This is a genomic window from Psychrobacter sp. NPDC078501 (genome assembly GCF_044900935.1).
Taxonomy (GTDB): Bacteria; Pseudomonadota; Gammaproteobacteria; order Pseudomonadales; family Moraxellaceae; genus Psychrobacter.
This window is the reverse complement of the sequence record NZ_JBJDOS010000004.1, coordinates 115,687-142,148: the sequence shown is the minus strand read 5'-3', so window position 1 is coordinate 142,148 and position 26,462 is coordinate 115,687. Positions and strand designations below refer to the sequence as shown.

23 protein-coding genes are annotated in these 26,462 nt (G+C 43.1%); 6 read left to right on the top strand and 17 right to left on the bottom strand.

Going from position 1 to position 26,462, the window contains the following annotated elements; all coding sequences use genetic code 11:
• Positions 1-45: 45 nt before the first annotated feature.
• The 4 genes from ACI2IW_RS08840 to ACI2IW_RS08825 all read right to left on the bottom strand — a co-directional run bounded on the left by ACI2IW_RS08840 (position 46) and on the right by ACI2IW_RS08825 (position 4,441).
• On the bottom strand, positions 46-327 hold the full coding sequence (locus ACI2IW_RS08840; RefSeq protein WP_057761419.1) for a succinate dehydrogenase assembly factor 2: 282 nt from the start codon (positions 325-327) through the stop codon (positions 46-48).
• 126 nt (positions 328-453) lie between these two features.
• Positions 454-1,347 (bottom strand): dihydropteroate synthase, encoded by an 894-nt coding sequence (gene folP / locus ACI2IW_RS08835; protein ID WP_404693401.1) that lies wholly within the window; start codon positions 1,345-1,347, stop codon positions 454-456.
• 164 nt (positions 1,348-1,511) lie between these two features.
• Positions 1,512-3,407 (bottom strand): ATP-dependent zinc metalloprotease FtsH, encoded by a 1,896-nt coding sequence (gene ftsH / locus ACI2IW_RS08830; RefSeq protein WP_404693400.1) that lies wholly within the window; start codon positions 3,405-3,407, stop codon positions 1,512-1,514.
• Between the two features lie 401 nt (positions 3,408-3,808).
• A complete protein-coding gene (locus ACI2IW_RS08825) occupies positions 3,809-4,441 on the bottom strand; it encodes an RlmE family RNA methyltransferase (RefSeq protein WP_057761424.1) in 633 nt (210 codons plus the stop codon).
• A gap of 334 nt (positions 4,442-4,775) precedes the next feature.
• Here ACI2IW_RS08825 and ACI2IW_RS08820 point away from each other — a divergent pair, with 334 nt between their 5' ends.
• Both ACI2IW_RS08820 and ACI2IW_RS08815 read left to right on the top strand, forming a co-directional pair.
• Positions 4,776-5,087 carry a YhbY family RNA-binding protein gene (locus tag ACI2IW_RS08820; protein ID WP_057761426.1) on the top strand — a complete coding sequence of 104 codons (312 nt, stop codon included), beginning with the start codon at positions 4,776-4,778 and terminating at the stop codon, positions 5,085-5,087.
• A gap of 219 nt (positions 5,088-5,306) precedes the next feature.
• Positions 5,307-6,065: a hypothetical protein gene (locus ACI2IW_RS08815; protein ID WP_404693399.1), complete on the top strand. Its 759-nt coding sequence runs from the start codon at positions 5,307-5,309 to the stop codon at positions 6,063-6,065.
• 155 nt (positions 6,066-6,220) lie between these two features.
• Here ACI2IW_RS08815 and ACI2IW_RS08810 read toward each other — a convergent pair whose 3' ends face one another.
• Entirely contained in the window at positions 6,221-6,949 is a 729-nt protein-coding gene (locus ACI2IW_RS08810; RefSeq protein WP_160022325.1) for a CHAP domain-containing protein, read from the bottom strand.
• Positions 6,950-7,198: 249 nt separating this feature from the next.
• On the opposite strand from ACI2IW_RS08810, the gene ACI2IW_RS08805 reads away from it, so the two are divergent.
• The gene (locus ACI2IW_RS08805) at positions 7,199-7,714 is read left to right on the top strand and encodes a hypothetical protein (RefSeq protein ID WP_397477704.1); all 516 of its coding nucleotides are present in this window, start codon (positions 7,199-7,201) and stop codon (positions 7,712-7,714) included.
• Positions 7,715-8,012: 298 nt separating this feature from the next.
• On the opposite strand, the gene lpxC is transcribed toward ACI2IW_RS08805, so the two are convergent.
• The 12 genes from lpxC to ACI2IW_RS08745 all read right to left on the bottom strand — a co-directional run bounded on the left by lpxC (position 8,013) and on the right by ACI2IW_RS08745 (position 23,264).
• Complete coding sequence (gene lpxC, locus ACI2IW_RS08800) at positions 8,013-8,930, bottom strand: UDP-3-O-acyl-N-acetylglucosamine deacetylase (RefSeq protein WP_290178785.1); 918 nt, start codon at positions 8,928-8,930, stop codon at positions 8,013-8,015.
• Between the two features lie 324 nt (positions 8,931-9,254).
• Complete coding sequence (gene ftsZ / locus ACI2IW_RS08795; RefSeq protein ID WP_057761433.1) at positions 9,255-10,460, bottom strand: cell division protein FtsZ; 1,206 nt, start codon at positions 10,458-10,460, stop codon at positions 9,255-9,257.
• 265 nt (positions 10,461-10,725) lie between these two features.
• Positions 10,726-12,018: a cell division protein FtsA gene (ftsA, locus tag ACI2IW_RS08790; RefSeq protein WP_057761435.1), complete on the bottom strand. Its 1,293-nt coding sequence runs from the start codon at positions 12,016-12,018 to the stop codon at positions 10,726-10,728.
• Between the two features lie 164 nt (positions 12,019-12,182).
• Positions 12,183-12,971: a cell division protein FtsQ/DivIB gene (locus ACI2IW_RS08785; RefSeq protein ID WP_191114159.1), complete on the bottom strand. Its 789-nt coding sequence runs from the start codon at positions 12,969-12,971 to the stop codon at positions 12,183-12,185.
• Between the two features lie 377 nt (positions 12,972-13,348).
• A complete protein-coding gene (locus tag ACI2IW_RS08780) occupies positions 13,349-14,341 on the bottom strand; it encodes a D-alanine--D-alanine ligase (protein WP_404693398.1) in 993 nt (330 codons plus the stop codon).
• A 23-nt stretch (positions 14,342-14,364) separates the two neighbouring features.
• Complete coding sequence (murC, locus tag ACI2IW_RS08775) at positions 14,365-15,804, bottom strand: UDP-N-acetylmuramate--L-alanine ligase (protein ID WP_101205772.1); 1,440 nt, start codon at positions 15,802-15,804, stop codon at positions 14,365-14,367.
• Positions 15,805-15,870: 66 nt separating this feature from the next.
• Complete coding sequence (murG, locus tag ACI2IW_RS08770; RefSeq protein ID WP_404693397.1) at positions 15,871-16,956, bottom strand: undecaprenyldiphospho-muramoylpentapeptide beta-N-acetylglucosaminyltransferase; 1,086 nt, start codon at positions 16,954-16,956, stop codon at positions 15,871-15,873.
• 296 nt (positions 16,957-17,252) lie between these two features.
• A complete protein-coding gene (gshB, locus tag ACI2IW_RS08765) occupies positions 17,253-18,224 on the bottom strand; it encodes a glutathione synthase (RefSeq protein ID WP_404693396.1) in 972 nt (323 codons plus the stop codon).
• Between the two features lie 65 nt (positions 18,225-18,289).
• Positions 18,290-19,006 (bottom strand): orotate phosphoribosyltransferase, encoded by a 717-nt coding sequence (pyrE, locus tag ACI2IW_RS08760; RefSeq protein ID WP_404693395.1) that lies wholly within the window; start codon positions 19,004-19,006, stop codon positions 18,290-18,292.
• Positions 19,007-19,068: 62 nt separating this feature from the next.
• A complete protein-coding gene (locus ACI2IW_RS08755; RefSeq protein ID WP_404693394.1) occupies positions 19,069-20,091 on the bottom strand; it encodes a hypothetical protein in 1,023 nt (340 codons plus the stop codon).
• An 80-nt stretch (positions 20,092-20,171) separates the two neighbouring features.
• Positions 20,172-21,011 (bottom strand): SDR family oxidoreductase, encoded by an 840-nt coding sequence (locus ACI2IW_RS08750; RefSeq protein ID WP_404693393.1) that lies wholly within the window; start codon positions 21,009-21,011, stop codon positions 20,172-20,174.
• A 75-nt stretch (positions 21,012-21,086) separates the two neighbouring features.
• Positions 21,087-23,264 (bottom strand): DUF4105 domain-containing protein, encoded by a 2,178-nt coding sequence (locus tag ACI2IW_RS08745; RefSeq protein ID WP_404693392.1) that lies wholly within the window; start codon positions 23,262-23,264, stop codon positions 21,087-21,089.
• 151 nt (positions 23,265-23,415) lie between these two features.
• Here ACI2IW_RS08745 and ampD point away from each other — a divergent pair, with 151 nt between their 5' ends.
• From ampD to ACI2IW_RS08730, 3 genes are all read left to right on the top strand, one after another.
• The gene (ampD, locus tag ACI2IW_RS08740) at positions 23,416-24,045 is read left to right on the top strand and encodes a 1,6-anhydro-N-acetylmuramyl-L-alanine amidase AmpD (protein ID WP_404693391.1); all 630 of its coding nucleotides are present in this window, start codon (positions 23,416-23,418) and stop codon (positions 24,043-24,045) included.
• A 112-nt stretch (positions 24,046-24,157) separates the two neighbouring features.
• The gene (murJ, locus tag ACI2IW_RS08735) at positions 24,158-25,708 is read left to right on the top strand and encodes a murein biosynthesis integral membrane protein MurJ (RefSeq protein ID WP_102091874.1); all 1,551 of its coding nucleotides are present in this window, start codon (positions 24,158-24,160) and stop codon (positions 25,706-25,708) included.
• Between the two features lie 129 nt (positions 25,709-25,837).
• Positions 25,838-26,461: a hypothetical protein gene (locus ACI2IW_RS08730; protein WP_404693390.1), complete on the top strand. Its 624-nt coding sequence runs from the start codon at positions 25,838-25,840 to the stop codon at positions 26,459-26,461.
• Position 26,462 lies beyond the last annotated feature (1 nt).

The following is a 26,462-nucleotide window of genomic DNA, read 5'->3' as shown; positions in this document are numbered from 1 at the left end:
TACCATGGGAAACGTTAGATATTGTACTGACCCGTTCCTTAAGACCTAAACCAAGTCTTTAGTATGGCGCCATGTTTTAATCTTATTGACCAATGCCCAGATGTCGTCCTCTTCTGGACGATTTTGATTGGTAAAATAGTCTAGCAAGTCTGGGTCTTCATGAGTCAGCATTTCTGCAAATGTTGCTTGTTCAGTAGCATCTGCTGTCAGGTACAGCTCCTTGACGTAAGGATCAATATAAAAATCCAATTCTTTTAATCCGCGGCGAGCTTGATAAATGATACGGCGTTGTTCATTGGTCGGTTCTGGCTGAGTTGTACTAGTCATAGATTTACTCTTATTAATTGAGATAGTTTTGTTGGTTTAGATAGTTTAAAAATAGACGTTAAGCATAGCGTATAGAATATTTATAGTCTTGAAATCTCACTATACATTCGGACATGTAGAATGAAATTAACAACGATATGCTGACAGTTGACTCCATAAGGCCACTGCTTGCTGCATCATCGCCACATTATGTGTACGAATGATACTTGCGCCTTGCTGTAAGGCCAATAGTCCAGCTGCGGTTCCTGCCGAATCACGCTCTACCGCTTGCGTCGTACTTACAGCTTCAGACCCACTTTTGGTCAATACTTCTGCTAAAAACCGCTTACGAGAAATGCCAAACATCATTGGCAGCCCTAATGTTTGCAAGCTGCTCAGCTGACTTAATAACGCGCAATGATGCTCATAGTTCTTAGCAAAACCAAAGCCTGGATCGATAATGATATTGCTTTGTTTGACGCCGATGCTCACTACTTCGTTAATACGGTCGAGCAGCTCCGTACGCACCTCATTGATCACATCGTCATACTCTGCCAGATTATTCATTGTCGTTGGCTCACCGCGCATATGCATTAGCATAACAGGTATATCGAGCTTAGCTGCCAGCTCTGCCGCACCAGTACGTTTCAGTGCTCGTACATCGTTCCAAATGTCAGCACCTTCATTAAATGCTGCCTGCATGACTTCAGGACTACTAGTATCAATCGATAACCAAATAGCATCACCACAATGCTGACGAATGGCTCGAACCACGGGTACAACTCGCTGAATCTCATCATCAGTCGCCACAGTTTGCGCATTTGGACGAGTAGATTCACCACCGATATCAATAATAGTAGCGCCTTCATTTATCATCTGCTGACAATGAGCGACGGCTTTATCTACTGCGTTAAATTGCCCACCGTCTGAAAATGAATCTGGCGTTACGTTTAAGATGCCCATGACATGTGGCTGCGACAAATCTAATGTTTTATCACGGCTAGACATTTGATAGTTGGGTAAAGGTTGAAAAAATGACATGAATAATCCATCACAAGTAAAATTTATAATGCAGCTTTAGTTATTGTTATCTATGCTTATGATACCAGTAAATCTTATAGGGTTCTAAACCCTTCATAAAATGATGACAATAAAAAAGCCCTTTATCATAAAGGGCTTCTTATTAAACATGAATCAGTTAGAGCCTACATCGCTGGTAATGGTGGCGGTGTAGCACCCGCTGTTTTAACGTCATTTTTTGATAAGTTTACTTCGTTATGCTGGTAAACTCTCGGTGGACGTGGCTCTTCACCTGCTAGAATATCTTGCAGTTGATCACGATCAATGGTTTCCCAGTTCATAAGCGCATCAACCATCGCATGCATTTTGTCTTGGTTGGCTTCAATCAATTCACGAGCGATATCATACTGCTCTTCTAGCATACGACGCACTTCTTCATCGACCTTCTGCTGCGTAGCTTCAGAGATAGTACGACCGCCACCGCCGAAATATCCTTGCGAGTTGTCGTCATCTTCGTACACCATGATACCAAGTGCATCAGACATACCGTACTTCGTGACCATTGCACGTGCCATTTTGGTAGCACGTTCAAAGTCGTTCGAAGCACCCGTTGACATTTGATTGATAAACACCTCTTCAGCGATACGACCACCGAACAAGATAGCAATGTCGCTTAGCATCTTAGACTTGTACATACTGGTCTGATCATGCTCAGGCAACTGCCAAGTAACACCAAGGGCAAAGCCACGCGGCATAATAGTGACCTTATGCACCGGATCTGTACCTGGCAATAGCTCAGCTACTAACGCATGACCCGCTTCGTGATATGCAGTTGCACGGCGCTCTTCTTCGCGGATTACCATTGATTTACGTTCAGGACCCATATATAGCTTGTCTTTTGCATCTTCGAAGTCATTCATATCGACGCTAGTCTTGTTACGACGCGCGGCGAACAATGCGGCCTCGTTTACAAGGTTGGCAAGCTGTGCACCACTGAATCCAGGCGTACCACGAGCAAGAGAACTTGCATCTACACTGATTGTGTTTGGTAGTTTCTTCAAATGGACTTTCAAGATTTGCTCACGGCCTTTGATATCCGGCAAGCCTACTTGTACCTGACGGTCAAAACGACCTGGACGAAGTAACGCTTTATCAAGCACGTCAGCACGGTTGGTTGCGGCAATAACAATAACGCCTTCATTACCTTCAAAACCATCCATCTCAACCAATAGTTGGTTCAATGTCTGCTCACGCTCATCATTACCGCCGCCCATACCGGAACCACGATGACGACCGACTGCATCAATCTCATCAATAAAGATAATACAAGGAGCGCTTTTCTTCGCCTGTTCGAACATATCACGGACACGTGATGCACCAACACCGACGAACATTTCAACAAAATCAGAACCTGAAATTGAGAAGAAAGGCACTTTAGCTTCACCAGCAATAGCTCTCGCTAGCAAGGTTTTACCTGTACCTGGAGGACCTACCATCAAGATGCCACGAGGAATCGTTGCACCCAGTTTGGTAAATTTGTCTGGATCACGTAAGAACTCAACCACTTCAACAACTTCTTCTTTGGCTTCTTCACAACCGGCCACATCTTCGAAGTTAACGTTGATTTGATCTTCGGTCAGCATTTTCGCTTTCGATTTACCAAAGCTCATTGGGCCGCCGCCTTTACCGCCAGCGCCGCCCTGCATATTACGCATAAAGAATAAGAACAGACCAATAATCAATAGAATTGGGAAGCTGGCTATCAGTAGTTGCATCAATACGCTTTGGCGCTTTGGTGCAGTTCCTTGAACTTCGACTTGGTTCTCACGTAGCATTGGCATGAGCTGGTCATCTGACACAGCTGGTCTAATGGTCTCAAAAGATGAGCCATTTTTCTTTTCGCCGGTGATCTGTTCGCCGTCGATCTCGACACTGGCTACTTGATTTTCTGACACTGCGGTCACAAACTCAGAGTAGTTAAGGTTATCCGGCTCAGAAGATTGATCAAAGCCGCTAAACACCAGCACCAAAACGCCGATTACCACCAGCCACAATAAGGTATTTTTTACCATGTCGCTCACTAGTTATTCCCATCCCTTACTTATTGGTGTGTTTATTAAACACGTGACGTCTATAAACGTATTGCTCATTTTTAACGAATATCCCGATAATAAAAAGCTGCTAAATTAAACTTATATGATTTATAGGTAGCATAAAAATTGTTTTTATAAATAATCAGTATGAGATAAACATAGATATACGATCATTGAGCTTGTAAAACGCTTATTATCAGACGACTTTGCCTAAAACGTATGCTAAAAACAAAGGTAATATACCATGATATGTGGTGCTAACCCGCATAATTCAAGCAGGTTTCACGATTATTCATTTAACAATTGACGCAGCTTTTATATCGCGATAATAACACTTTATGGTGGTTTACCTTCACGCTTACAAGAGCAGCAACCTATTGATGTTAAAACTATTTAATCGCTATCCAAAACATCTCTTTTGAGCGTGGTCGTGACGCACCTGGCTTTATACTACGAATCTTACTAAAATCCTGCTGCATCTGCTTGCGTAATTCTTGTGTACCCTCGCCTTGAAACACTTTCATAATAAGTGCGCCACCTTCTGGTAAGGTTGCAAGCGCGAAGTCCACTGCTAGCTCACATAAGTACATCATACGTGGCTGATCGATAGCACTGTTCCCAGCGGTATTGGGTGCCATGTCAGACAATACGACATCGACTTGTCTATCACCTACTTCTGCCATAATAGCGTCAAACACTTCAGCTTCACGAAAATCGCCCTGAATGAAGGTCACATCAGGCAAGGTATCCATGGCCAAAATATCAGAGGCAATCAAGATACCATCGTCACCTACCAATCGACCAGCGACTTGTGACCAGCTACCAGGCGCACTGCCCAAGTCCACGACCGTCATGCCTTTTTTGATTAGGTTGGTTTTTTCATTAATCTCTAATAATTTATAAGCGGCACGGGCACGGTAGCCATCTTTTTGAGCTTTTTGCACATAATGATCGTCAATATGCTCTTTCATCCAAGCACTGCTGCTCTTTGATAGTTTTTTGTTTTCGATACGCGTGGCCAAAATACCTGCTCCTATTGCTTTACTAAATCTAGCTGCTTTAATTGCTCTATCACTTACAAACTGATATTAATCCGTTGCGGATTATTCTAAATACGGTGTTAATCAGATTTTTTATTCATGGTTGGTTGCAAACTGACCAAATTCTATTGGTTAAATAACTGTTTTATAAGGCAGTAGCGTTTATAATGTACCAAACATTCAGTTTAACATTTTCGTCACGTAAAATCGTGCAAAATCCTGCTGATCTCATGCAAGATGGTCACAGATTATCTATAATGATCAATAACTGTTTTTGACAGTACCATTTTTATTTTTACCAACACTTAGGAATTCTATGCAACTCGATAACGCTACCATCAAACGTCTAAAAGGCATCGGTCACGAGCTAAAGCCTATCGTTATGATCGGCAACAAGGGTATTACTCCAACCATCACTGAAGAAATCGATCGCGCGCTAACAGATCATGAGCTTATCAAAGTGAAATTGCCTGCTGGCACGAAAGAAGAGCGTGACATCGTTGGCGCTGAACTTGCTAAAGCGGCTAATGCGTCTTTGGTTCATTCTATTGGTCGTATGGCATTATTACTACGCAAAAACCCAAATGCCAACCCAAAACTGTCTAACCTAGCACGTCACGCGCAGTAATATGTCATGATAGACTGGCATTAAGTGACTGGGTTTTATGTTCACTTATATCATAGCCAAACGATAATGAAATACAAAGGCCGCGACGCATCTTGCTCGCGGCTTTTATGTTCTCCGATAGTCTCGGTTATACTTAACATATAGTATTAGTTCCCTGAATCAGTATAATTTCTCTTGTCACTATCACCTCTTTATTATTACCGTCGAGATGTACTTATAATGAAACAAGCTTTTAACCTCCGTCTAGCCACCGAGACGATAGCGAAAGATGCTCAGCAATTAGGTGTGTCTATAGAAGAGCTTGAGAATATCTCTATCAAAGTAAGTGCAGAGATCATCCAGCAACCAGCTTTGCAACTAGTGCTGACCTATCAAGTGACTCTGCCTAGTCAAATTCTAGCCAATCAATTCAATTGGCCAACATGGCAACAAACTCAAGTAAATTTCACTGATTACCTATGGGAAGAAACCTGCCTTGAATGTTTTATTGCTGGCAGTGAGATTGATAACGAAGACATCGTAGCAATTCACCATCCAGAACCTCACAAGATACCACTTCAGCAAACAACCGCTTATATAGAGATTAATGCTAGCCCTGACGGCCGCTATGCACTCTATCAATTTGAGAGCTATCGTAACCCTGCGACACTACCGCCATTACCGTTGTATGAGACCGACGGAACCACATGCGCATTTATTAATTGGCGTAACTGTAAAGAGCTAGCAGATATATCAGGGGAGAACCCGTTATCTAGCACTCCAACGGCAGTGCAGACAGCCTTTCGTTATGAGCGCAGCTTTAGCCTACCTATAACGCAACTACCGAATCAACAATACGCTGTTGCTAATATGCTGATTGAACAAATACATCCTTGTGTCATCTTATGGTTTGGCAAAACTGACTTATACTTTGCCTCGGGCCATGCCTCCCCGCCTGATTTTCACAGTCGCGACTATTGGCCAAAATTTGAGCTTTGATTTGTTTATATGAGCTGAACTCATTTAAATACAGCTATTCTTAGATATAATTATTCAAAGCACAAAAAAAACCCAGTAATGTCATAAAGAGCATTACTGAGTTTGGAGAAAACCTTAGTTCTATTTAACTGATGCTTACTTCATTTAACCGATGTTTATTTGTCAGCCATCGCAAGGTAGATACCACGATCTGATGCATCATCAACATACTGCGAATCACGCCATGTCGTATAGCTGTATGTACCGCTATAAGGGCTAATGCTGTTTTGACGGAAATCAGATACCCAGTCATTGCCATCAAAAATCTGGATATGACCATGTGGACGGCTTGACGTGCGGTTATAGACAACGACATCACCAACTTGTGGTGCCATGTCGTTACTAATCTTGGTAAAGCCAGCTTGGGCTAGCGTGCCACGAGAGGCATACTGATAGGCTGAAGGGTTAGGCGTAAACTCATAACCTGCTGATTGTAATGCTTTACGCACATAGCGAGCACAGTAGCCAGAGCTTCTAGATAGTGCGACTCGTGATGCATTTGCTGCAGCAATAGCAGGAGCAGAGTTGCGGTCAGGTACACGGCTTGCTTGCTGCTGACGCTGTTCGTAAGACAAACGACTGGTCAGTGAAGCGAGTTGATATTCTTTTTGCTTAGCATGAGCGCTTAGGTTGTCAATTGCTTGACTGATCTCATCGTTGCTATATACATGGGCACCACTGTTGGTGCTATAGATGTTGCGACTAGAACCATAGTTCGCAGAAGTAGAAATATTTGTGATGGTATGACTCAAGGTATTATTTGGTTGAAAGGTTGTTTCGGCAGCACCACTCGTCTGTGCGATACCCATTCCCAATACTGACAAAATTAATAAAGCTTGTTTCATAAATTTACTACCTATTGTTAATACAAGTCTGCTCGTCATCCGTAACGAAGCATCAATTAATTTAGAGGATATAATCATCAAATAGACGTGATAAAATCCCTATTACAACGGTTCATTCTTTTCAAATAGTGACTAGTGCCAGTAGTACTTCCCACCTAGTCAACTATCTTATAAGCCATCTGCTATATATTGCTTTTAGCATGTCTGTTATGAGTATCGAGTTTGTCACCTATTAGATGAGTACTTACGATGTCAAAAAAACAGCCTAATCGGCTTGCCCAGCTTATAGATCATCAAGCATTTGCTGGTAGCGCGCTACCTCAAACCCTTGCTAACAACATGCGACTATATATAGAAGCAACCAACGAGATAAAAGAGCTATTGATAGACTGTCTGCCTGAAGAAATACTCAATACCTGTTGGGTTGTAGGCTTATCACCTGAGCAGTTGATATTAAGTGTTAGCTCAATGACAGCAGCAAATCATATTCGCTATTTACATAGCTCGTATTTGCAAATACTAACAGAGCAGTCAATTACATTTAAACAACTCAAGCAAATTCGCGTCGTTGTGGCTAAAAGCTCTGCCGATAATTATTCATCTAAACAATCGTCAACATCATCACTGCACTTGCCAAATTCTCGTAAAGCCAATGAAAATCAGGCGCTTAGCCAGAACACAAAACGGACTATATCACAGGCCGCAGAGCATGTCACCACTGATGAAAATCTCAAAAAAGCTCTTTTGCGTTTGATTAATCATTAAAAATACTGAGCGCTAAATGTAAAGTTATGTAAATAAGAGCAGGTGATGGCATTGATAAAGATGGATTTTTGTAATGTATCAGATAAAAAAAATCCTTCGTTAGTTACATCCAGATTATGGATATAGCTAACGAAGGATTTAAAAACCAACTACAGCTTTTGTATTATATGCCTTAACAGAAAATTCATATAATCATATAGATAATATATTCAAAATATAGCATATTATATAAATGTAATTATGGGCTTTCTATGTAATATTGCGTAAATGTTTCGATACTTCCTGTATATTCCTGTATTTATCCTTCAATAACCAAATCATTGAGCGGTAAATACTCGATAGGACAGGTTACATTGTCATCAAAAGTTACAATTTCAAAGTTATCTTCGTCAGACAGTATTTCACGTACTAATAAATTATTTAGAGCATGACCAGACTTATAGGCGTTAAAACGACCTAAAATTGGGTAGCCAATCAGATGCAAATCTCCCAAAGCATCTAAAATTTTATGACGGACAAATTCATCGTTAAAACGTAAGCCTTCTGCATTAAGTATGTTGGCATCATCGATAACGATGGCGTTTTCCATACTGCCACCTAATGCTAGGTTATTTTGACGTAGCGCTTCTATATCACGTAAAAATCCAAAAGTACGCGCAGTGCTTAATTGTTCGATAAAGTTCTGTGTAGAGAACTGCAACTGTGCATGCTGAAAGTTCTTATCAAATGCAGGATGATCAAAATCAATTTCGAAATTTAATTCATACCCTTCATAAGGACGTAGCTCTGCCCACTTATCTTCTAGCTTTACTCGTACTGGACGTATAATTTTAATAAACTTTTTGGCCGCTTCTTGCTCACAAAATCCTGCATCTAGTAAGAGCGCAACGAAAGGCGCAGCGCTACCATCCATAATTGGTATCTCTGAAGCAGAGACCCGAACTAACAGATTGTCTACTCCTAGACCAGCGATGGCACTAAGCAGATGCTCAACCGTGCCCACTCGCGTACCACCAAACACTAAGTTCGATGACATCATCGTGTCTTGTACTAAAAACGCACTCGCTGGAATTGGTTGACTACCTTCTATATCAGAGCGCTCGAAAACAATACCAGTGTCAATCGGCTGTGGATGAAACTCCAAGTCAACAGGCTGACCACTATGTAGACCAGTACCCGTAACGGCTATTGCTGTTTTTATGGTTCTTTGGTTCATGGTTGTCTTCTCACATATTTTGTTACAATTGACATAGTGTACCATTACCGACCCCTTATTCGCTATATATAAAAAGCGCTAATTTTCTTATCTCCTTGATTGATAACACTTATCGTCAATATCCTATTGCTGATTTTTACTTTATATAGCCTATTTAATGCTATAAAACAACGAGGCTCATATAAGTTTCGACAGTCATATACATATAGATTACATAGAAAACTGTTATGAATTTTCTTATAGAAAACGTTTCATTTTTCCTTAAACACAAAAAAGCCAACGTTAAGACGCTGGCTTTTTCTTACTCACAGTAAATTAGAATTACTATTTATTCTGTTGACGCTTTAAATAGTCTTGAATACTGTTTGTTTTAGTCTTAGGCTGCTCTTGAGGCGCACTTGCGCTAGGACGTGCAACGCTATCTTGATACTGCTGAGCTTGCGACTGCTTCTGACTGTTTAAAGCGCTGGTATGCACATTAGGATCAACAGGTTGCGTGCTATTAACAGAAGGTACTGGCTGCTCTACTACTTCTGGCTCTTGTCCAGCATTTTCGTCTAACGTTAAACCAGTTGCGATAACGGTTACATGTAAGTCGTCACCCATTTTTTCATCAATCACAGAACCGTAGAAAATGTGAGCGTCGTCGATGTCAGTAATTTCTTCGACTATTGCACTGATTTTGCTCATTTCATCTAGTGACAATGACTCTGAAGAAATAACGTTAACCAGTAGACCTTTTGCATTTTCTAAACGCAAATCATCAAGTAGTGGTGATCTGATGGCTTTTTCAGTCGCTTGACGTGCACGATCATCACCGCTGGCACGACCAATACCCATCATCGCATGACCTTTCGCAGTCATCGCCGTACGGATATCGTTAAAGTCAATATTGATCATACCTTCGCTAGCGATGGTTTCCGCAATACCTTGAACAGCATGCAGCAATACATCATCTGCTTTTTTGAAAGCATCTTGCATAGAGATGTTGCCGTATACACTCATCAACTTATCATTCGGAATCGTGATAATTGAGTCGACAAAGTTGGTAAGCTGCTCAATACCTGCTTTAGCAGCTTTGATACGCTTACCACCTTCGAATTTGAATGGCGTAGTCACAACCGCAACTGTCAGCACTTCCATTTCTTTAGCAATACGAGCAACAACTGGCGCTGCGCCTGTACCAGTACCGCCGCCCATACCAGCAGTGATAAATACCATATCTGAGTGCTCAAGCAATGCGCGAATCGCTTCTTCTTCGCTCTCTGCTGCTTCACGACCCACTTCTGGATTTGCGCCTGCCCCTAGACCACGGTTCGTTTTTGCACCCAGTTGCAGTTTATGCGGTGCAGTAAGACGATCTAGCGCTTGTTTATCTGTATTGGCACAAACGAACGTTACACCTCTGATGCCTTGCTGTACCATATGTTCAACTGCATTACCGCCGCCGCCACCAACACCGAATACAGTGAAGCTTGCTTGGCCATTGTTTTGAAGCTGATTATCATCTGGCATGGTGTATTTTGACATAAAAAAGATTCTCCAGTTGCAGATAGCGTGTAAGTCGATACATAGTAACGCACTCATGTGGCGCGCTATCGACATACTATATATAAATGTATTTAAATAAAACAGGGTATGGCTAAAATCGATCAGTATAGACAATAATATGTCATTATTACTTAATACTTTATTTTTAAAACTAATTTATTCGCAATGTTACTCTATTTTTTGCTTAACCAACTTAGAGACATTCCATAATGTATAGATGCTCTAGATATGAGGTTAAACAGATCTATAATATTTTCTTTAAAACATTTGCAAACCGTTGACCCGCACTTCGAAATACGCCTGATACTCGATTGTTTTGAATCGCTTCAGGTTCGCTTTTTTCACTACGGCGGAATTGCTCACTTTGACTGTATAGCAATGTGCCAAAAGCTGTCTGATAAGCACGGTCATTCACTTGACTATTTAATAGCTTAAATGACTCATCATTATCAAAATGATTATAAGCACTGATAGCAGGATGGGTGTTTGTTAGTACGACAGGCATTTTTAGTAGCTTTTTGGCAAAAGGTATCATACCTTTAATCGTACTACCGCCGCCAGTCAACACAATCCCTTTATCGATATAGCCTATCAAACCTGCTTCGTGTAATTGACGCGCTACTTCAGTAAATATCTGAACGTAACGAGCCTCAATGATGCGTGCCAAGTTATAGATGCCAATATTGATTTCGTCGCCCGATCCTTGAGGTTTGAATAAAAAGAATGCGCTTGGATCGACACTATTAACATCAGCGGTCCCATGAGACTTCTTCAGCTTTTCAGCTTCAATCATGGAAATACCAAAATCAGCTGAAATATCCATTGTCACTTCATGACTGCCCGTTGCTATACAATGTGTAAAAATCAACTTATTCTCTTTATACACACAAATGCTGGTCGTACTGGCACCGATATCTACTAAACAAACGCCTTGCTGGCGTTCCTCAGTCATCAAACTATACTCAGCACTGGTCACTGCATCGAAAACAATATGATCAATACCGACATCACAACTTTGTAATAGCTTTTGGATATTCTGACGGCTGGCAACAGGCATCATCATCATGTGGTACATCACGGTGATATTATGTGCCATCATCTCGATGACATCATCCACCATAAAGTCTTGCTCATCGACATAAATACCTTGCTGACAGCAATGCATCAAATAATAGTCAGATGATAAATCACGCGATTTTGCATTGGCCAATGCTTGTACCATGTCTTTAGCACGTACAACTTCATCTTCTACTTTGACCTCTCCAGCACTGTTTTTGCTAGATAGCTCAGGGGTCGCAAGGGTTAACCAAACACTATGCACACGGCAGTTAGCGGTGTCTTCTGCTTCTTGAATGGCTTGCTTGATAGCACCTTGCAGACGTTCACGATGCTTTATTTGACCTTGATAAAAATCGCTGTTTTTAACTTGTCCTACGCCCAAAATACGAATGTCTTTTGCAGAGACAACATTGCCTATGACGACATATACTGCCGTGGCACTTAGATGGACAACAACCAGATTTTCATTATTTTTCATGGTACCAGACAAATTATCGCTAAATAGAAGAGCAAGTAATGCTCTTCTATTGAATCATTAAAAAAAGCGTTACTAATACGCTATGATGTTGTACATGTTTTCTTCAAACTAAATAAACCGTATTAGCTCACATCGGTTATGTATAGATGTAATGCTTACTTAGGCTATTCTGATTCAGCACTCTGTGTCACGTTCCAAGCGATGGTAAAGCCATTTTTGTATCGTAAATCTACAGACTGCATGTCATCTCGACGCGTCCTTAACTGATTGCCAAGCAGTTGGCTTAGATTCAGTAGTTTTTGCGCCGTATTTTCATTGTCGACAATCACACGTAATCCATTGTCAAAGCGGATTAGCCAAGTCATTCTCGGTGACAGAATGATATCTTCGACCTGTATACCAAGCGGTGCATACCAATCATTAACTTGCTGCATCTGTTGCATAATAACTGGCGCTTGAGACATCTCACCCTGTAAGGTCGCAAAACGCTCTTGTGTTAAATCTCTACTATCAGCAGGAACAAATACCGCCCCTTTTGCATCGACCAAACGTTCTGTACCAAAATTGGCAACTGCCTGTTTGGGTAATGCGTTGACGACGATGCCACGTTGCCAATCACGAGAGATACTCACTTGGTCTACCCAAGCTAAACCCATCGTGATGTCTCGCAATGCTTGCAAATCAGAAGTAAAAAAGCTACTTACTTGTTGTTGTTCCATCACATCTTGTAATGAGCGATACTGAGCAGCAGACAAACCTTGATTACTGACATAAATATTTGCTGGCGGCGCATCACGCAGCGCTTTGCCGCCCATCATTAATATTAGCACTAGCAAACCTAAGACAAGTACCATAAATAGATACTTTACCGTTGCCGGTATTTGGATCTTAGATTTTGGGCGACCGGCTTTATCACTCATCAAGTCAGTTACCTCGTTGACAGTTTGAGCCATAACGACCTTTGTCCCTATATTTGCATAAAACTGATCATGCTATTTATTGATATAAATCTGCGTATTTTTGGCAGAAGCTTATTAAGTCGATATGTTATCAAATTTTATTAAAAATATAGCTTATATACAGAGATTACGTTGATTTAAACGTAACATTTTTCTTAAATTATGAATAAGTTATCAGTTGTATTCACAAAACAACATAAATATCACCGAAATAGACCTATTCTTACAATATTAACGTATTTTATGGTTAAACAATAGCCAAACACCAACTAGCAGCAGCGAATTTACACAAGTTTACACGAAGCTGTGGTATAGCAGCTCTAGTGACACAAAGAGTCATCACTATCTACTCAATTTAGTTGATTTGGTAATTATAGTGTTTGCGCCAAAATGTGCCAGCATAGTGCATCAAAATCTAGTCCGCGAGCTTTGGCCGCCATCGGAACCAAACTGTGACTGGTCATACCTGGTACGGTATTGATTTCAAGCAACCAAAAATTGCCTGCTTCATCTTGCATGGCATCGATACGCCCCCAGCCTTTTGCATCTACTGCACGAAATGCTGCAAGGCTTAAATCTTGCAGGTGCTTTTCATCAGCCGCGCTCAATCCACAGGGGATATAGTAACTGGTATCGTTACGATTATACTTGGCTTCAAAATCATAGAAGTTAGTAATGTCAGCAGGCTCAAGGCGAATAACTGGATAGGCTTCGTCATCGATAATCACAATCGTAAATTCGCGACCTGTAATCCAACGTTCAGCCATCACTGCATCACCACACTCCACTGCAGTTGCATAAGCGGCAGGTAGCTCGTCAAGGTGATTGACCTTAGTCATGCCAATGCTTGAACCTTCATGAACTGGTTTAATGATAAGTGGCAAACCTAGCATGTTAACCACTTGCTGCCAGTCAGTATCAGCCGTCAATAATGAAAATGGTGCAGTTGAAAGGCCGCAACCTTGCCACAGTTGTTTGGTACGTACTTTGTCCATACCTAGTGCAGAAGCTAGAATCCCTGAACCAGTTTGCGGTATATCAAACCACTGTAATACGCCTTGCAGCAGGCCATCTTCGCCGCCGCGACCATGCAAAACATTAAACACGCGGTCAAATTTGCGTAGCTCAGTAATGTCTTGATGCTTTGGATCAAAGTGAGTGGCATCAACGCCTTGGTTTTGAAGCGCTTGCAATACTGCCGCACCACTATCCAAAGACACGCTACGCTCATTGCTACTGCCGCCATAAATAACGGCTACTTTGCCAAACTGACTGGCGTCTTTTGCATGAGTCGTCGTGTCTAAAGGTGTATCATTGATAGCTGCATTTTGAGTGCTATTATTGTCTTTATTATCAGTTGTCATGAGGATCGTCCCTAAATTTTAGCTTACTTAATATAAAGGTTATTGGCAGCCAAATCGATAGCAATTTGCCCAACATTACCAGCACCTTGGGTAATCAGCATGTCGTTGGCTTTTAGCAAACGCTGCATAACAGGGGCTAGATTGTCTTTATCAATAATAGTCGGTTCAACTTCACCGCGCAAACGGATACTACGCGCTAATGACTTTGTATCAGCGCCCGTAATCGGACTCTCACCTGCTGAATATACATCCAATAATAGTAGCTCATCAACACTTGATAGCACTTCCACAAAATCATCGTAGCAATCACGGGTACGGCTGTAACGATGCGGCTGAAATAGCATCACTAAACGACGATCAGGGAAGCTTTGGCGTGCGGCTTTAATGGTCGCATCGACTTCTTTTGGATGATGACCATAATCATCAATCAATAAGACATTGCCATCATCGATATCAACAGAAGCATGCTGCTCAAAACGACGACCCACGCCTTCAAATTTCTGCAAGGCACGCTCAATCGCTGCATCATCAACGCCTTCATCGGTCGCCATCGTGATGGCAGCAAGAGCGTTATAGACGTTATGTGTACCAGGAATGTTCAGCGTCAGGCGTAATGGCTCACGGTCACGGCGCAATACGGTAAAGTGAGTCTTAGTCCCTTCTGTCACCAAGTCTACAGCTTGTACGTCATTGAACGGCTCAAGACCAAAGGTCAATACCGGACGACCGATATCATCGATCATTGCATACAGTTCAGGGTCATCACCGCAGACCACTGCTAAACCGTAAAACGGCATATTTTGTAGAAACTGGATATAAGCAGCTTTTAATTTATCAAAGCTGTTTTCGTAGGTTTCCATATGGTCTTGGTCAATGTTGGTCACAATCGCAGCCATCGGATGCAATGACAAGAATGATGCATCCGATTCATCAGCTTCTGCTACCAAGAAACGGCTGCTACCTAATGCTGCATTTTTGCCTGACGCATTTAACTTACCGCCGATGACATAAGTAGGATCTAGCTGTCCTTCTGCCATCATCGTGGTTAGTAAACTCGTCGTTGTCGTTTTACCATGTGCGCCAGCAACTGCGATACCATGACGATAGCGCATTAGCTCACCAAGCATATCGGCGCGGCGTACTACCGGCAGACGAGCTTCAAGCGCTGCTTTTACCTCAGGATTGCTACGATCAATCGCTGATGAGACAACGATAACATCGGCATTGGCAATGTTTTTAGAGTCATGGCCAATCGATATCTCAATACCGATTTGCTGTAGACGCTTAGTCACCAAGCTTTCTGCGATGTCAGAACCACTGACTTGATAGCCTTGATTGTTCATCACCTCAGCGATACCGCACATGCCTGAGCCACCAATACCGATGAAATGCAAATGCTGAATACGGCGCATTTCTGGTATTTCAATCAAACGCTTAGGTAGAGCTTTCGCAGAGGTAGGCATAAGGATCTCTCTTTATTAAAGGTCAATAAAACTTAGTAAATTCAAATAAGGGGTATAAACGACAGACTATAGCGCTTGCCAAATGATGTCAGCAACTTGCTTACTCGCACTACGGTTGGCCAATGCATGGCCTTTTTTTGCCATCGTTAAGCACTTCTCTCGATTGAGTACGCCAAGCTCGTCACTTAGACTTTTGGCAGTTAGCTCTGACTGTGGCAGTAGAATTGCAGCATCATGTGAGGTCAACGTGTGCGCATTAGCCGTCTGATGGTCATCCACTGCATGCGGTAGCGGTACAAAAATAGCGGCGATGCCGACGTTTTGGATTTCGGTCACGGTCAATGCACCTGCGCGGCAAACGATGATATCTGCCCAGTTATAAGCTGCAGCCATATCATTAATAAAAGGCTGTACAGTAAACTGATGGTTATTTAGATTTTGCTCGCTATAAGCCGCTTGCGTGGCTGCTTCATTGTTGCGTCCACACTGGTGTAGGACTTCAAATGGTTGATCTAGTAATGCTAATGCTTTTGGTACTGTATCATTTAATACCTGAGCACCAAGTGAACCGCCTACTACCAACAGTTTAAGCGGTGAACTGTCATTTACATCGTAGCGTACCGTTGGCTCTGCGACACCAGTAATGGCGTTACGCACAGGATTGCCCACTGTCTCAAGCTTGGTATCTTGCTGACTATTGGCAAAGGTGTTCTCAAACGCTTGTAACGTTTTGGTCGATAGCTTAGATAAGTAGCGATTACTCATGCCAGCAATGGCATTTTGCTCATGGATAATCAATGGGGTGTTAGTCATGCGCGCAGCGATACCGCCAGGTGCACTCACATAACCGCCGAACCCAACGACCACATCGATCTGATTACTACGAATCACTTTCACGGCAGCCATCGTTGCGGATAGCAGAGTCATTGGTAGCTTCAATAGTCGACCAACGCCTTTGCCACGAAGTCCTTGCATATTAATAGCATGAAAAGGATAACCTGTGGGCTCAACCAAACCGTTTTCCATACCGTTTGGCGTTCCCAACCAATGAATCACCGCACCGCGTTGGCTCAGCTCGTCGCTCACTGCCAGCGCTGGAAAAACATGCCCGCCCGTACCAGCTGCCATCATCAATATATGCGGTGTTTTCATGAACGCCTGCCTATCTTTACTTTATTTATATGAAGGGTTTATCTCACTGCTGGGGTGGCAATTATGAAAAATAATGACCTAGCCAAAGCCCGCATAGTATAGAGGAAATCATTGTCTTATATACAGTACTTTATGCAGCAAAAATAACAAAAATCCAAGCCATGATTGGTCACAGCTTGGCGTCGTGTAATACTAGTAAACGGTAAGAAAATCCAATAACTAACAATGCCTCAAAATATGGGTTTTACGTAGTCAGAATACTCCTGAACTCAAAGCATTCCTGAACATAGCGAAAGCTACGCAGTAAATTTATTCTCAATCGCCATGATAAAGTCGGTCGCGATATCTGTACCGCATTGATCATCAATCTCACGTACGCACGTTGGGCTAGTAACGTTAATCTCAGTGATACGTCCACCGATCAAGTCTAGACCAACGAACATTAGGCCTTTTTCTTTGACGATTGGTGCCACAACTTCTGCTACTTGGCGTTCGATATCAGTCAATGGCATTGCAACACCGCTACCACCAGCTGCTAGATTACCACGGGTCTCGCCTTTGATTGGAATACGAGCCAAACTATAATCTACCACGACTCCATCGACGATCAATACGCGCTTATCGCCTTCTTTAATTTCTGGCAAATAACGCTGCGCCATGATGGGCAGAGTCTCAAGCTCAGTCAGTATCTCTAACGTCACTCCGATGTTTGGGCTATCAGCAGTTAAACGAAAAATACCAGTGCCGCCCATACCATCTAATGGCTTGACGATGACGTCCTGCTGTTCAGCGATGAACTTACGAATGTGTGCTTGTTTGCTGGTCACAATCGTTGGGCTCATATAATCGCTAAACCACGTCGCAAACAACTTCTCATTACAGTCGCGAATCGCTTGTGGATCATTGACCACGAGCACGCCTGCTGCTTTGGCATGGTCAAGCATATAAGTGGCATAAATAAAGCGCATATCAAACGGTGGATCTTTGCGCATCAAAATCACGTCATAGTCGCCGACTGGCCCTGTGCTTTTATCACCCAATGTATAGAAATCTGCAGGATCACGCTTTACTGTAAGCGGCTGCGTATCAACCATCAACTGACCACGGTCCAACCACAGGTCATGAATCTGACAATAACCAAGCTGATGGCCACGGTCTTGAGCGGCCCACATCATAGCGAGACTAGTGTCTTTTTTATAATTAACCCGTTCGATAGGATCCATAATAACGAGTATTTTTAGCGATTTTTCTTGTTTATGTTGGCTCATGATAAGACTCACTTACGTTATATTATTAATATGAAACAAACTTATTAAACAACATCAGTGCCCAACTATACGCCGTACTGCTCACGGTAGTGTTGCATTTTGGCTAACTGGGTCGCGTCTTTATGTTGGCCGTTTTGTGCACCATGGTCATCGGCCAAATAACTGATCAAATCATCGATATCGACCAATGCACGTACGGGCACTTCTAGTGTCGCGGTAAGCTCTTGAATAGCAGAGTGCTCTGCTTGACCTTTTTCTTTACGATCAAGTGCGACGAGAATACCAGCAACGCTTGCGCCTGCTTGCTCTAGAATCTCGACCACTTCGCGCATGGCTGTACCCGCTGTGATGACGTCGTCAAGTACCCAAACAGCCTTGCCAGTTACGTCAGCACCGACCAAATTGCCGCCTTCGCCGTGAGTTTTTGCCTCTTTACGATTATAGCCCCACTTGGCGTTAATGCCATGATGTAGCCATAACGCTTGCGCCGTCGCTGCAACAAAAGGAATACCTTTGTAAGCCGCACCAAAGATGACCAGCTCTTGCTCATTACCGCCATTATTTGCTGCACTCATCTGTTCAGCCAAGGCATCTGCATAACCACGTGCTAATAACGACAACATCTCACCAGTCGCAAGCAAGCCTGCATTAAAAAAGTATGGACTGATACGACCAGACTTGAGGACAAACTCACCAAACTTAAGCACTTGGTTGTCTAGAGCCAGCTGAATAAATTGATGAGATGAAAATGTAGGGTCTTGAGGGCGTGTTACATGAGACATTATGACATTCCTATCAGCAAAAAGAGGGGGCAAAAAATTTGCATTATTGTACGCATTATTGATCAGCTTGACCAACCATTGATCTCATAATCCTGCATATTGGCATAGCGAGTCAACAAACCACTACGCGACGAGATATTAAAATAGCTCTGTCCATCTGCTCGGACTTGTATCTCCCAGCCCAAATGATAAGCGGCAACAATAATATGACCAGCAAATAGTCGAATCTGACGATATGCGTGGCGCTGCGACGGCTCACAAACGATCTGACTCAGCAAATAGCTACGCATATGCTGGCAAATTTCTGCGGCGCTATAACTATGATTGATACTCTTACGGGTACTAGATTGCTTTAGCGCATGGACGGCCACGCTACATGCCATGATATCTGTGGCCAAACTGCCCTCACCTGTATCAAACTGCTGCGGTTGTAGTATCACTTGCCAATCGTCAGCATACAGACTATTGAGTAGCTCATCAGGATTATAGCGTTTGGTCAATGCGCGCATAGATAATGCAGAATTTTGAGCCTTGCTGTCATTATTTGAATCGTTATCTGACTCAACCACTGTAGAACTATCGGTAGGCAAAAACCCGTAACGGTTCAGTTTTGGATAAGCCCGAATCGCCTGCTGAATATCCGACATATCTAATAATGTCATATCTGATAATGTCGATATTAGTGGTTGCTCACTATGATTCTGATAAAAGCTATCCGGCAATTCAATAAGCTGTGCTGCATTTAGTAACGATAAATGCTCAGCCAGTGCTTCTGAAGCAATCAGCGACCATTTCGATAAGCTGTCTGCATTGGGCTGATAGAACCGAGTCGAGTTACCGTAGAGCCTGCGCAGTTGACCATTCAGGCGACGAGCAGGCTCAGGAATATCACTCAATGGTCTGGCAGGGTCAAGAGGAGATTGTTTGGGATCAAAGTTAGGATGTACGATCGCAGGTTGCTGTGAATCAGCTAATATAGACGATTGCTCAGCCTTTTTTTGGACGTGACCTTCTGCCAGCTGCCCACCTTCTGCTGCCAGATTAGCATGGGATAAACGGTCATCAGAAGTAGAAGGCTGGGACATGAAATCTCCATAGACTATAAAATAAATAAGAACGATTACACCAAGGGCTATTTTGCTCTGTAGGGCTTAACTCTAAAGGCTTACTCTTGATGATTTAAAATATCTCGGTAGCCTGTCTGCCAATCAGCATAATCAAGCCAAGCTAACGGAATGTTGCTGTGCAAGCGTTTTCCTGTCACTGAGGTTTTTGTATTATCAATAGTAGGAGGTGTCTCGCCAACCTGTTCACTAAGCCAGACCCCTAGTTCAAACGTAGTAACAGGTCGATAGTCCGTCGCTAGATAGACAGACTTTGGCGTCTCTATCGTCAACACTTTGGCGATGATATTGACCAAGTCGCGATCCATAATACGGTTGCTCCAATGCTCAGCTGGCACTGGATCTTTATTTGGCTCACGAGCCTTGCGTAGTCGCATTAAACGCTCGCGACCGTAGATACCACTAGGACGGATGACCACTGCTTTATCACCGAAGCCTTGTTGCAGCGCTTGTTCTGCTTGCAATATAACCTTTGAGGCTTCACGCGCAGGCGTAACAGGTGCAGTATGCTCATCAATCCACTCACCATTATCCTGACCATAGACACCAGTAGAAGAAATGAATACCACACGTTCAAGTTTAATAAGTTGTGGAGCAAGCGTTGCCAAATGCTGACTAATCGCTAGATAACTGGCGTGATAGCCGCTGGTCGAATACTCGTCAGGGGTGACGATAATTGCAATATGAGTAAACGCTTGCAGTTGCTCAGCCGTCAAAGTCAACGCATCAGCCTGCAAAAAATCTGCACTATCTATCAAATCATAATGGTGGCGCTCACTACGAGCAAGCCCAGTCACACAATAGCCATCTTGGGCGAGTTTATTGGTAACTGATAGGCCAATATCACCTTGTCCGATAATTAGTAAATTTTGCATATTCATAAAGCATTTTTTCCTTTATACAACCATTACAGCGCTTAGAAGCCATTTTGTCTAAATGAATGACTAAATCAGTGCCTAAAAATACCGTCTGTACGATAGCTGTATATCATCATTGGCATCGATACGTTCTTGCCATTCGTAATTGGCATTGATACGTAGTGCTTGTTTTTTATCAATGTCGTATTGCAGTCCTAAGCTTGAGACTGGTTGCCAATAATGGCCACGGACGTTGGTTTCATCGCTGCTGCCATGATACCAATATGGCAATTGCAATTCAGCTTGTGCGCGTAACTGATTGTTAATCTGATAACGGCAGCCCGCATTGATACCTGCGCCTAGACGAAAGCCTTTATTGATACCGCGTCCTACTTGCCCCGTACCTGCCAAAAACGTATAGCACAGTTGCGGCGGCATCTCACCAGTACCTGCGGCTGGTGTACCAAATGCCCATGACCAGCCTTTTTCGTAACCCACGCTACCGACCAGATGATCCGTACCTGCCTCTTGCGAGCCATCATTTACTCGCGTCGCCTCGATATTGGCGCCCCAAGTCTTGCCTTTTTTGGCAGCATTGACAGGGTTAAAAGAGCGGCCACGAATCAAAGTGACATTTTGCAAGACCACACTGTCTGGCTGATTGGCCTTATTATCATCTGTGTCATACAGTCGTAATGTCGCAGCCAGCCCTTCTAAATTAAAAAACTGTGGATACCCCGATGCGTGGTCAAGCGTATCATGAAACCCCGCTCGGAACCCAATATCCATATAGTCATCGTCGCCACGCTGCCCTATACCTATCGTGCCCAATTGTAGCGGATGCCTGTCTATTGGATTATTATCCGATACGTCGATTTGACGCTTGAGCAATGTTTGCCCATCATCTGACATGCTCGATACAGGGTTGAGCTGCGCAGACCTGATCTCATTCACGGTTTGTTCGGCGCTATTATGATAGCCCAACTGCGCGCGCTGTTGTTTTTTCTCATTGATCTGAGCTTGACGTAAGGTATTATCAGCAGGCGTATAAATGGTACTTGCCAGCAACTGCTCATCATTTAATAACTGAATCACATCAGAAGGCACGACTGCGTAAGACAATTGGCTCAGTAAGTTTTGCTGCGGACGGACCACATCAATAAGACGCAGAATCTCGGAAGCACAATTGTCCGTGGTGAAGTAATACGGCATCTTCAATGCTTTGATTTCCCAAACGTGGCGCATAATCTGCTGAACTTCCGCTGGCGTCAGACTCAACTGATATGTCCACGTATCACGTTCATCATCTTGCAGGTATTTCGCTAGCATCTCTGGATAATGGTCAATTTCGATAGCGCTGTTGTAGCTACCAATCATTGACTTAGTAGCATAGATCGGGAAACTGTCGTTTGGATCACCGTCTACCGTATAATTCAGCGCATAAGCCTTATCGATTTGGTTTGGATCGGCGATGCTTGCTTTTGAGTCAATGCGTAGCAGCGTATGAGCAAACGCAGAGAGCGGATTGTCCAAGTACTCCTGCGCAAACATGATAGATAGCTGTTCAGGCGCTAATGTCGACATCCACTCATCCAGCTCTGGACACTCAGCAGATAGACTTGCAGCATCGATCGCTAGCACCTCTGCTAGCCATGCCACTCGCGCTGGAAAACGGCATAAGACAGAATTGTTATTGGTATCAGTCTTGGCTTCGTCGTTATCAGTCGCTGATGATGACACCAACTCTTGTGCAAGTGCCGCGAGCATCGCATCTAACTCTGCACCTGAATCTCGTTGACCATTTTTACTTAAAAAAAAGCTCGGATCGTCAACCAAACTCTCGGTTTTCTTTTTACTCAATACACTGTTTTTATCATCGTAAAAATATAATAAACGTCGCCATGTTGTATGCTGTGCCAACTTGTCTGTTTTTACTTGCTGACGCCATGTTGATAGTAGCTGCTCTGTCGCTAAACTTGATTCAGATAAAGTACTATTTTTAATATTAGGTTCAGCAATACTGATATTACCCGACTCAGATAATGCATCCGAATTAGAATAAGTAGGTGCTGTGCTAGTAGGTGCTGTGCTAGTAGGTGCTATGCTAGATGCGTCAGGTGACAATACATCTGATTCAAGGACAGACAGCGGCGTTGGTAAAAACGCCTGTGTTTGAGCCGAGAGCAATAACCCTGCTATAGCCAATGGCAGACGTGCTCGCAGGCCAATGGTCATTAGCGTACAATCGATAGGTATGGACGTCAGTTTTATAGACATGAAGTAGAATCTCGCACGTTATTATTCATACGCTATCAGCGTTATTAAAGTTGCTGGGTCAAAAAATCAAACACGTCGCCCACTATCGTTTAGCTATTTAGATAGATTGTCTATCACACCATTATCAATACTAGTATAAAAAGAGAGTATTATGCCCGTATTATCACCAAACTCATCATCTGCGTCGTCAATGTCCATCAAAGATGGTCTACTATCAGCAGCCACTTGGTTGGCCTCGCCCAATTACAATGTAAGGCCAAAAGGTTTAAGTATTGACGCCATCGTCGTACATAATATCAGTCTACCACCGAATGAATTTGGTGCCTGCGACACTAGTGGCAGACATTATGTGAAAGCATTATTTACTAATCAATTGGACTGGGATGCTCATCCTTACTTTCAAACAATCAAAGGCGCGGAAGTATCAGCGCACTTGTTTATAGAACGTGATGGTGCTATCACTCAGTTTGTCAATTTCAACGAACGGGCATGGCATGCTGGGCGGTCTAGCTACTTGGGTCGACCTGAATGTAATGATTATAGCATTGGCATCGAGCTTGAAGGGTCGGATTTTGTGTCCTTCACCTCTGCTCAATATGAGCAGCTAGCCGAAGTAATTGCTGCCATCTATAAGGCCTATCCCAAAACACGTCGCCACTTGACGGGCCATAGCGATATCGCACCTGGGCGTAAGACTGATCCTGGTGATTATTTTGAATGGGCAAGATTGCGCCAGTTAGTTGCTGATGCAATGAAAAACGATGCACCATCACATAAGTGATTTCCACACTCAATCCATTTATCTCAATGGTGAAAGTGATATAATTCGTCAGTTTTTTATCCATATTACATCAGCACATAACTCAATATGCAACTTAGCAAGATAGGTTCTCATGGCAAAAAGTCGGTTATTTCGTTCAACCATGGTGGTCAGCAGTATGACCATGTTATCGCGTATTTTAGGTCTGGTACGTGATGTTGTATTGCTAGGGGTTTTTGGTGCAGGTGGTTTGATGGATGCCTTTTTGGTCGCCTTCAAAATCCCAAACTTCTTACGACGATTGTTTGCAGAAGGCGCGTTTAGCCAAGCTTTCGTGCCAGTACTGTCCGAATACAAAGAAAAGTACAGCTTGCAACAAGTACAGATTTTGGTCAGTCGAACCTCGGGTGCATTATTGCTAGTGTTATCGATGCTGACAGTGGTGGTTATCTTAATCGCACCCTGGGTGGTAACGTTGTTTGCCCCTGGGTTTGCCGATCAGCCTGATAAGTTTGCTATTACTGCTGAGTTATTGCGTCTTACCTTTCCGTATTTGCTATTTATCTCTATGACAGCTTTTGCGAGTGGTATTCTACAAAGCTACGGTCGTTTCGCCGCACCTGCTTTTGCACCAGTTCTATTGAACCTGTGCATGATTGGTGGGGCGCTGATTTTTGCGCCGATGTTTGATACGCCCATTATGGCGCTTGGCTATGCCGTTGCTATCGCAGGTTTGCTACAATTCTTGATTCAACTGCCGCAGCTTTGGCAACAAAAGCTGCTTGTCGCACCAAAGATTGACTTCCAGCACGAAGGTGTTCGTCGGATTTTGAAACTGATGTTACCTGCTATCTTTGGTGTGTCTGTTACTCAGATTAATTTACTATTGAACACTATCTTTGCCTCATTAATGATTGGCGGTTCCGTCTCTTGGCTCTATGCAGCTGAACGTATGAGCGAGCTACCATTAGGTCTGATTGGCGTAGCGATTGGTACCGTCATATTACCAAGTCTGTCAAAAAGTGAAGCTCAAAAAGACGACGTCAGTTTCAAAAAAACCATCGACTGGGCAGCACGTCTTATCATCTTGGTCGGTGTTCCCGCCTCGGCTGCCCTATTTGTACTGGCAGATGTATTGATGCAAGCACTGTTCTTACGCGGTGAGTTTACCTTACGTGATGCCCAGATGAGCTCACTGGCCCTACGTAGTATGGCAGGTGGTATCTTAGGATTTATGCTTATTAAGATATTTGCCCCTGCATTCTTTGCGCGTCAAGACACCAGAACCCCCGTCAAAATCGGCATCATATCTGTCATCGCTAATATGATTTTTAGTGTTATTTTTATCGGGATATTTTACTTCTTAGAGATACCACTACATGGTGGTCTAGCATTAGCTACGACTGGTGCTGCTTTTGTAAACGCAGGCTTGCTATATTACTTCTTGCACAAGCGTGATATTTTCCGTTTCGGTCCGCATTGGAAAAAGCTGTTTACGCAGTTTGCTATCTCGACTGGCTCTATGATTGGCGTGCTTTATTTTATGCTACCTTATTTTCCTACCGATGAGGCTCAGTGGCAACGTATCGTCGCGCTGATTATTATGTGTGCTGTCGGAGCGCTGGTTTACGGTGTGGTATTGCTAGCGACTGGTTTCCGTCCGCGTCAGCTAAAGCACGGTTAGGACGAAGTATAAGCAAACTTATGGCAGGCTTACGAAACCAAAACAAGCCTGTTATGAGAAATGACAATGCGCGCTGCTAATAATTGTCATAATAGATCACTAATGAATAAATGACATTTGAGGTTTGATATGACAACGAAACAGCCAATCTTTCAGCGCTTACCAATTTTGCTAGCAACTGGTGTACTAAGCACTGGACTACTTATTAGCGGCTGTAGCAATAATGAATCGGCTGAAGCTGCTACCGAGAATGAAGATGTGGCAGCGACCGTTGATACCTCAGAAGACGTCACATTGGACGATGATACGACTGACCAAACGACGACCGATGATAGTGCTAGCGAAGCAGGTGAAATTACAGATGGCACTGAAGACAAGACAGCGATTGATAGTGATAATATTAATCCAGTCACCGATGCGACCAAACAGAAAAGCCTAGTGACCAATCCGACTCAAGCCGGTACGCCAGAGGATACTGTCAAGCAAGCACTGAACAGCTTATATTATGGTGACGTGAAGGATGCCGCGTCATATTACCAAGTCGATATGGCAAATTTTGAAAAAGAGCTTGCCAATACTCAGTCTGCGTTTCAGCAAACGGTGGATGGCGTTACGATTACTGATACCAAATATAATGATGACAAAACTCGTGCCACTATCACTGGTGAGCTGATGCTAAAAGGACAGAGCGAACCTGCACCACTGACCTACCAGCTACAGAAGATAGAAGGTCAATGGAAGATTTTGGGTTAGA

Bases quoted from the DNA above. Each gene is read 5' to 3' on its own strand.
- ACI2IW_RS08840 (WP_057761419.1), bottom strand. From the start codon at position 327: ATGACTAGTACAACTCAGCCAGAACCGACCAATGAACAACGCCGTATC.
- folP (WP_404693401.1), bottom strand. From the start codon at position 1,347: ATGTCATTTTTTCAACCTTTACCCAACTATCAAATGTCTAGCCGTGAT.
- ACI2IW_RS08820 (WP_057761426.1), top strand. From the start codon at position 4,776: ATGCAACTCGATAACGCTACCATCAAACGTCTAAAAGGCATCGGTCAC.
- ACI2IW_RS08815 (WP_404693399.1), top strand. From the start codon at position 5,307: ATGAAACAAGCTTTTAACCTCCGTCTAGCCACCGAGACGATAGCGAAA.
- ACI2IW_RS08810 (WP_160022325.1), bottom strand. From the start codon at position 6,949: ATGAAACAAGCTTTATTAATTTTGTCAGTATTGGGAATGGGTATCGCA.
- ACI2IW_RS08805 (WP_397477704.1), top strand. From the start codon at position 7,199: ATGTCAAAAAAACAGCCTAATCGGCTTGCCCAGCTTATAGATCATCAA.
- lpxC (WP_290178785.1), bottom strand. From the start codon at position 8,930: ATGAACCAAAGAACCATAAAAACAGCAATAGCCGTTACGGGTACTGGT.
- ftsZ (WP_057761433.1), bottom strand. From the start codon at position 10,460: ATGTCAAAATACACCATGCCAGATGATAATCAGCTTCAAAACAATGGC.
- ftsA (WP_057761435.1), bottom strand. From the start codon at position 12,018: ATGAAAAATAATGAAAATCTGGTTGTTGTCCATCTAAGTGCCACGGCA.
- ACI2IW_RS08785 (WP_191114159.1), bottom strand. From the start codon at position 12,971: ATGGCTCAAACTGTCAACGAGGTAACTGACTTGATGAGTGATAAAGCC.
- ACI2IW_RS08780 (WP_404693398.1), bottom strand. From the start codon at position 14,341: ATGACAACTGATAATAAAGACAATAATAGCACTCAAAATGCAGCTATC.
- murC (WP_101205772.1), bottom strand. From the start codon at position 15,804: ATGCCTACCTCTGCGAAAGCTCTACCTAAGCGTTTGATTGAAATACCA.
- murG (WP_404693397.1), bottom strand. From the start codon at position 16,956: ATGAAAACACCGCATATATTGATGATGGCAGCTGGTACGGGCGGGCAT.
- gshB (WP_404693396.1), bottom strand. From the start codon at position 18,224: ATGAGCCAACATAAACAAGAAAAATCGCTAAAAATACTCGTTATTATG.
- pyrE (WP_404693395.1), bottom strand. From the start codon at position 19,006: ATGTCTCATGTAACACGCCCTCAAGACCCTACATTTTCATCTCATCAA.
- ACI2IW_RS08755 (WP_404693394.1), bottom strand. From the start codon at position 20,091: ATGTCCCAGCCTTCTACTTCTGATGACCGTTTATCCCATGCTAATCTG.
- ACI2IW_RS08750 (WP_404693393.1), bottom strand. From the start codon at position 21,011: ATGAATATGCAAAATTTACTAATTATCGGACAAGGTGATATTGGCCTA.
- ACI2IW_RS08745 (WP_404693392.1), bottom strand. From the start codon at position 23,264: ATGTCTATAAAACTGACGTCCATACCTATCGATTGTACGCTAATGACC.
- ampD (WP_404693391.1), top strand. From the start codon at position 23,416: ATGCCCGTATTATCACCAAACTCATCATCTGCGTCGTCAATGTCCATC.
- murJ (WP_102091874.1), top strand. From the start codon at position 24,158: ATGGCAAAAAGTCGGTTATTTCGTTCAACCATGGTGGTCAGCAGTATG.
- ACI2IW_RS08730 (WP_404693390.1), top strand. From the start codon at position 25,838: ATGACAACGAAACAGCCAATCTTTCAGCGCTTACCAATTTTGCTAGCA.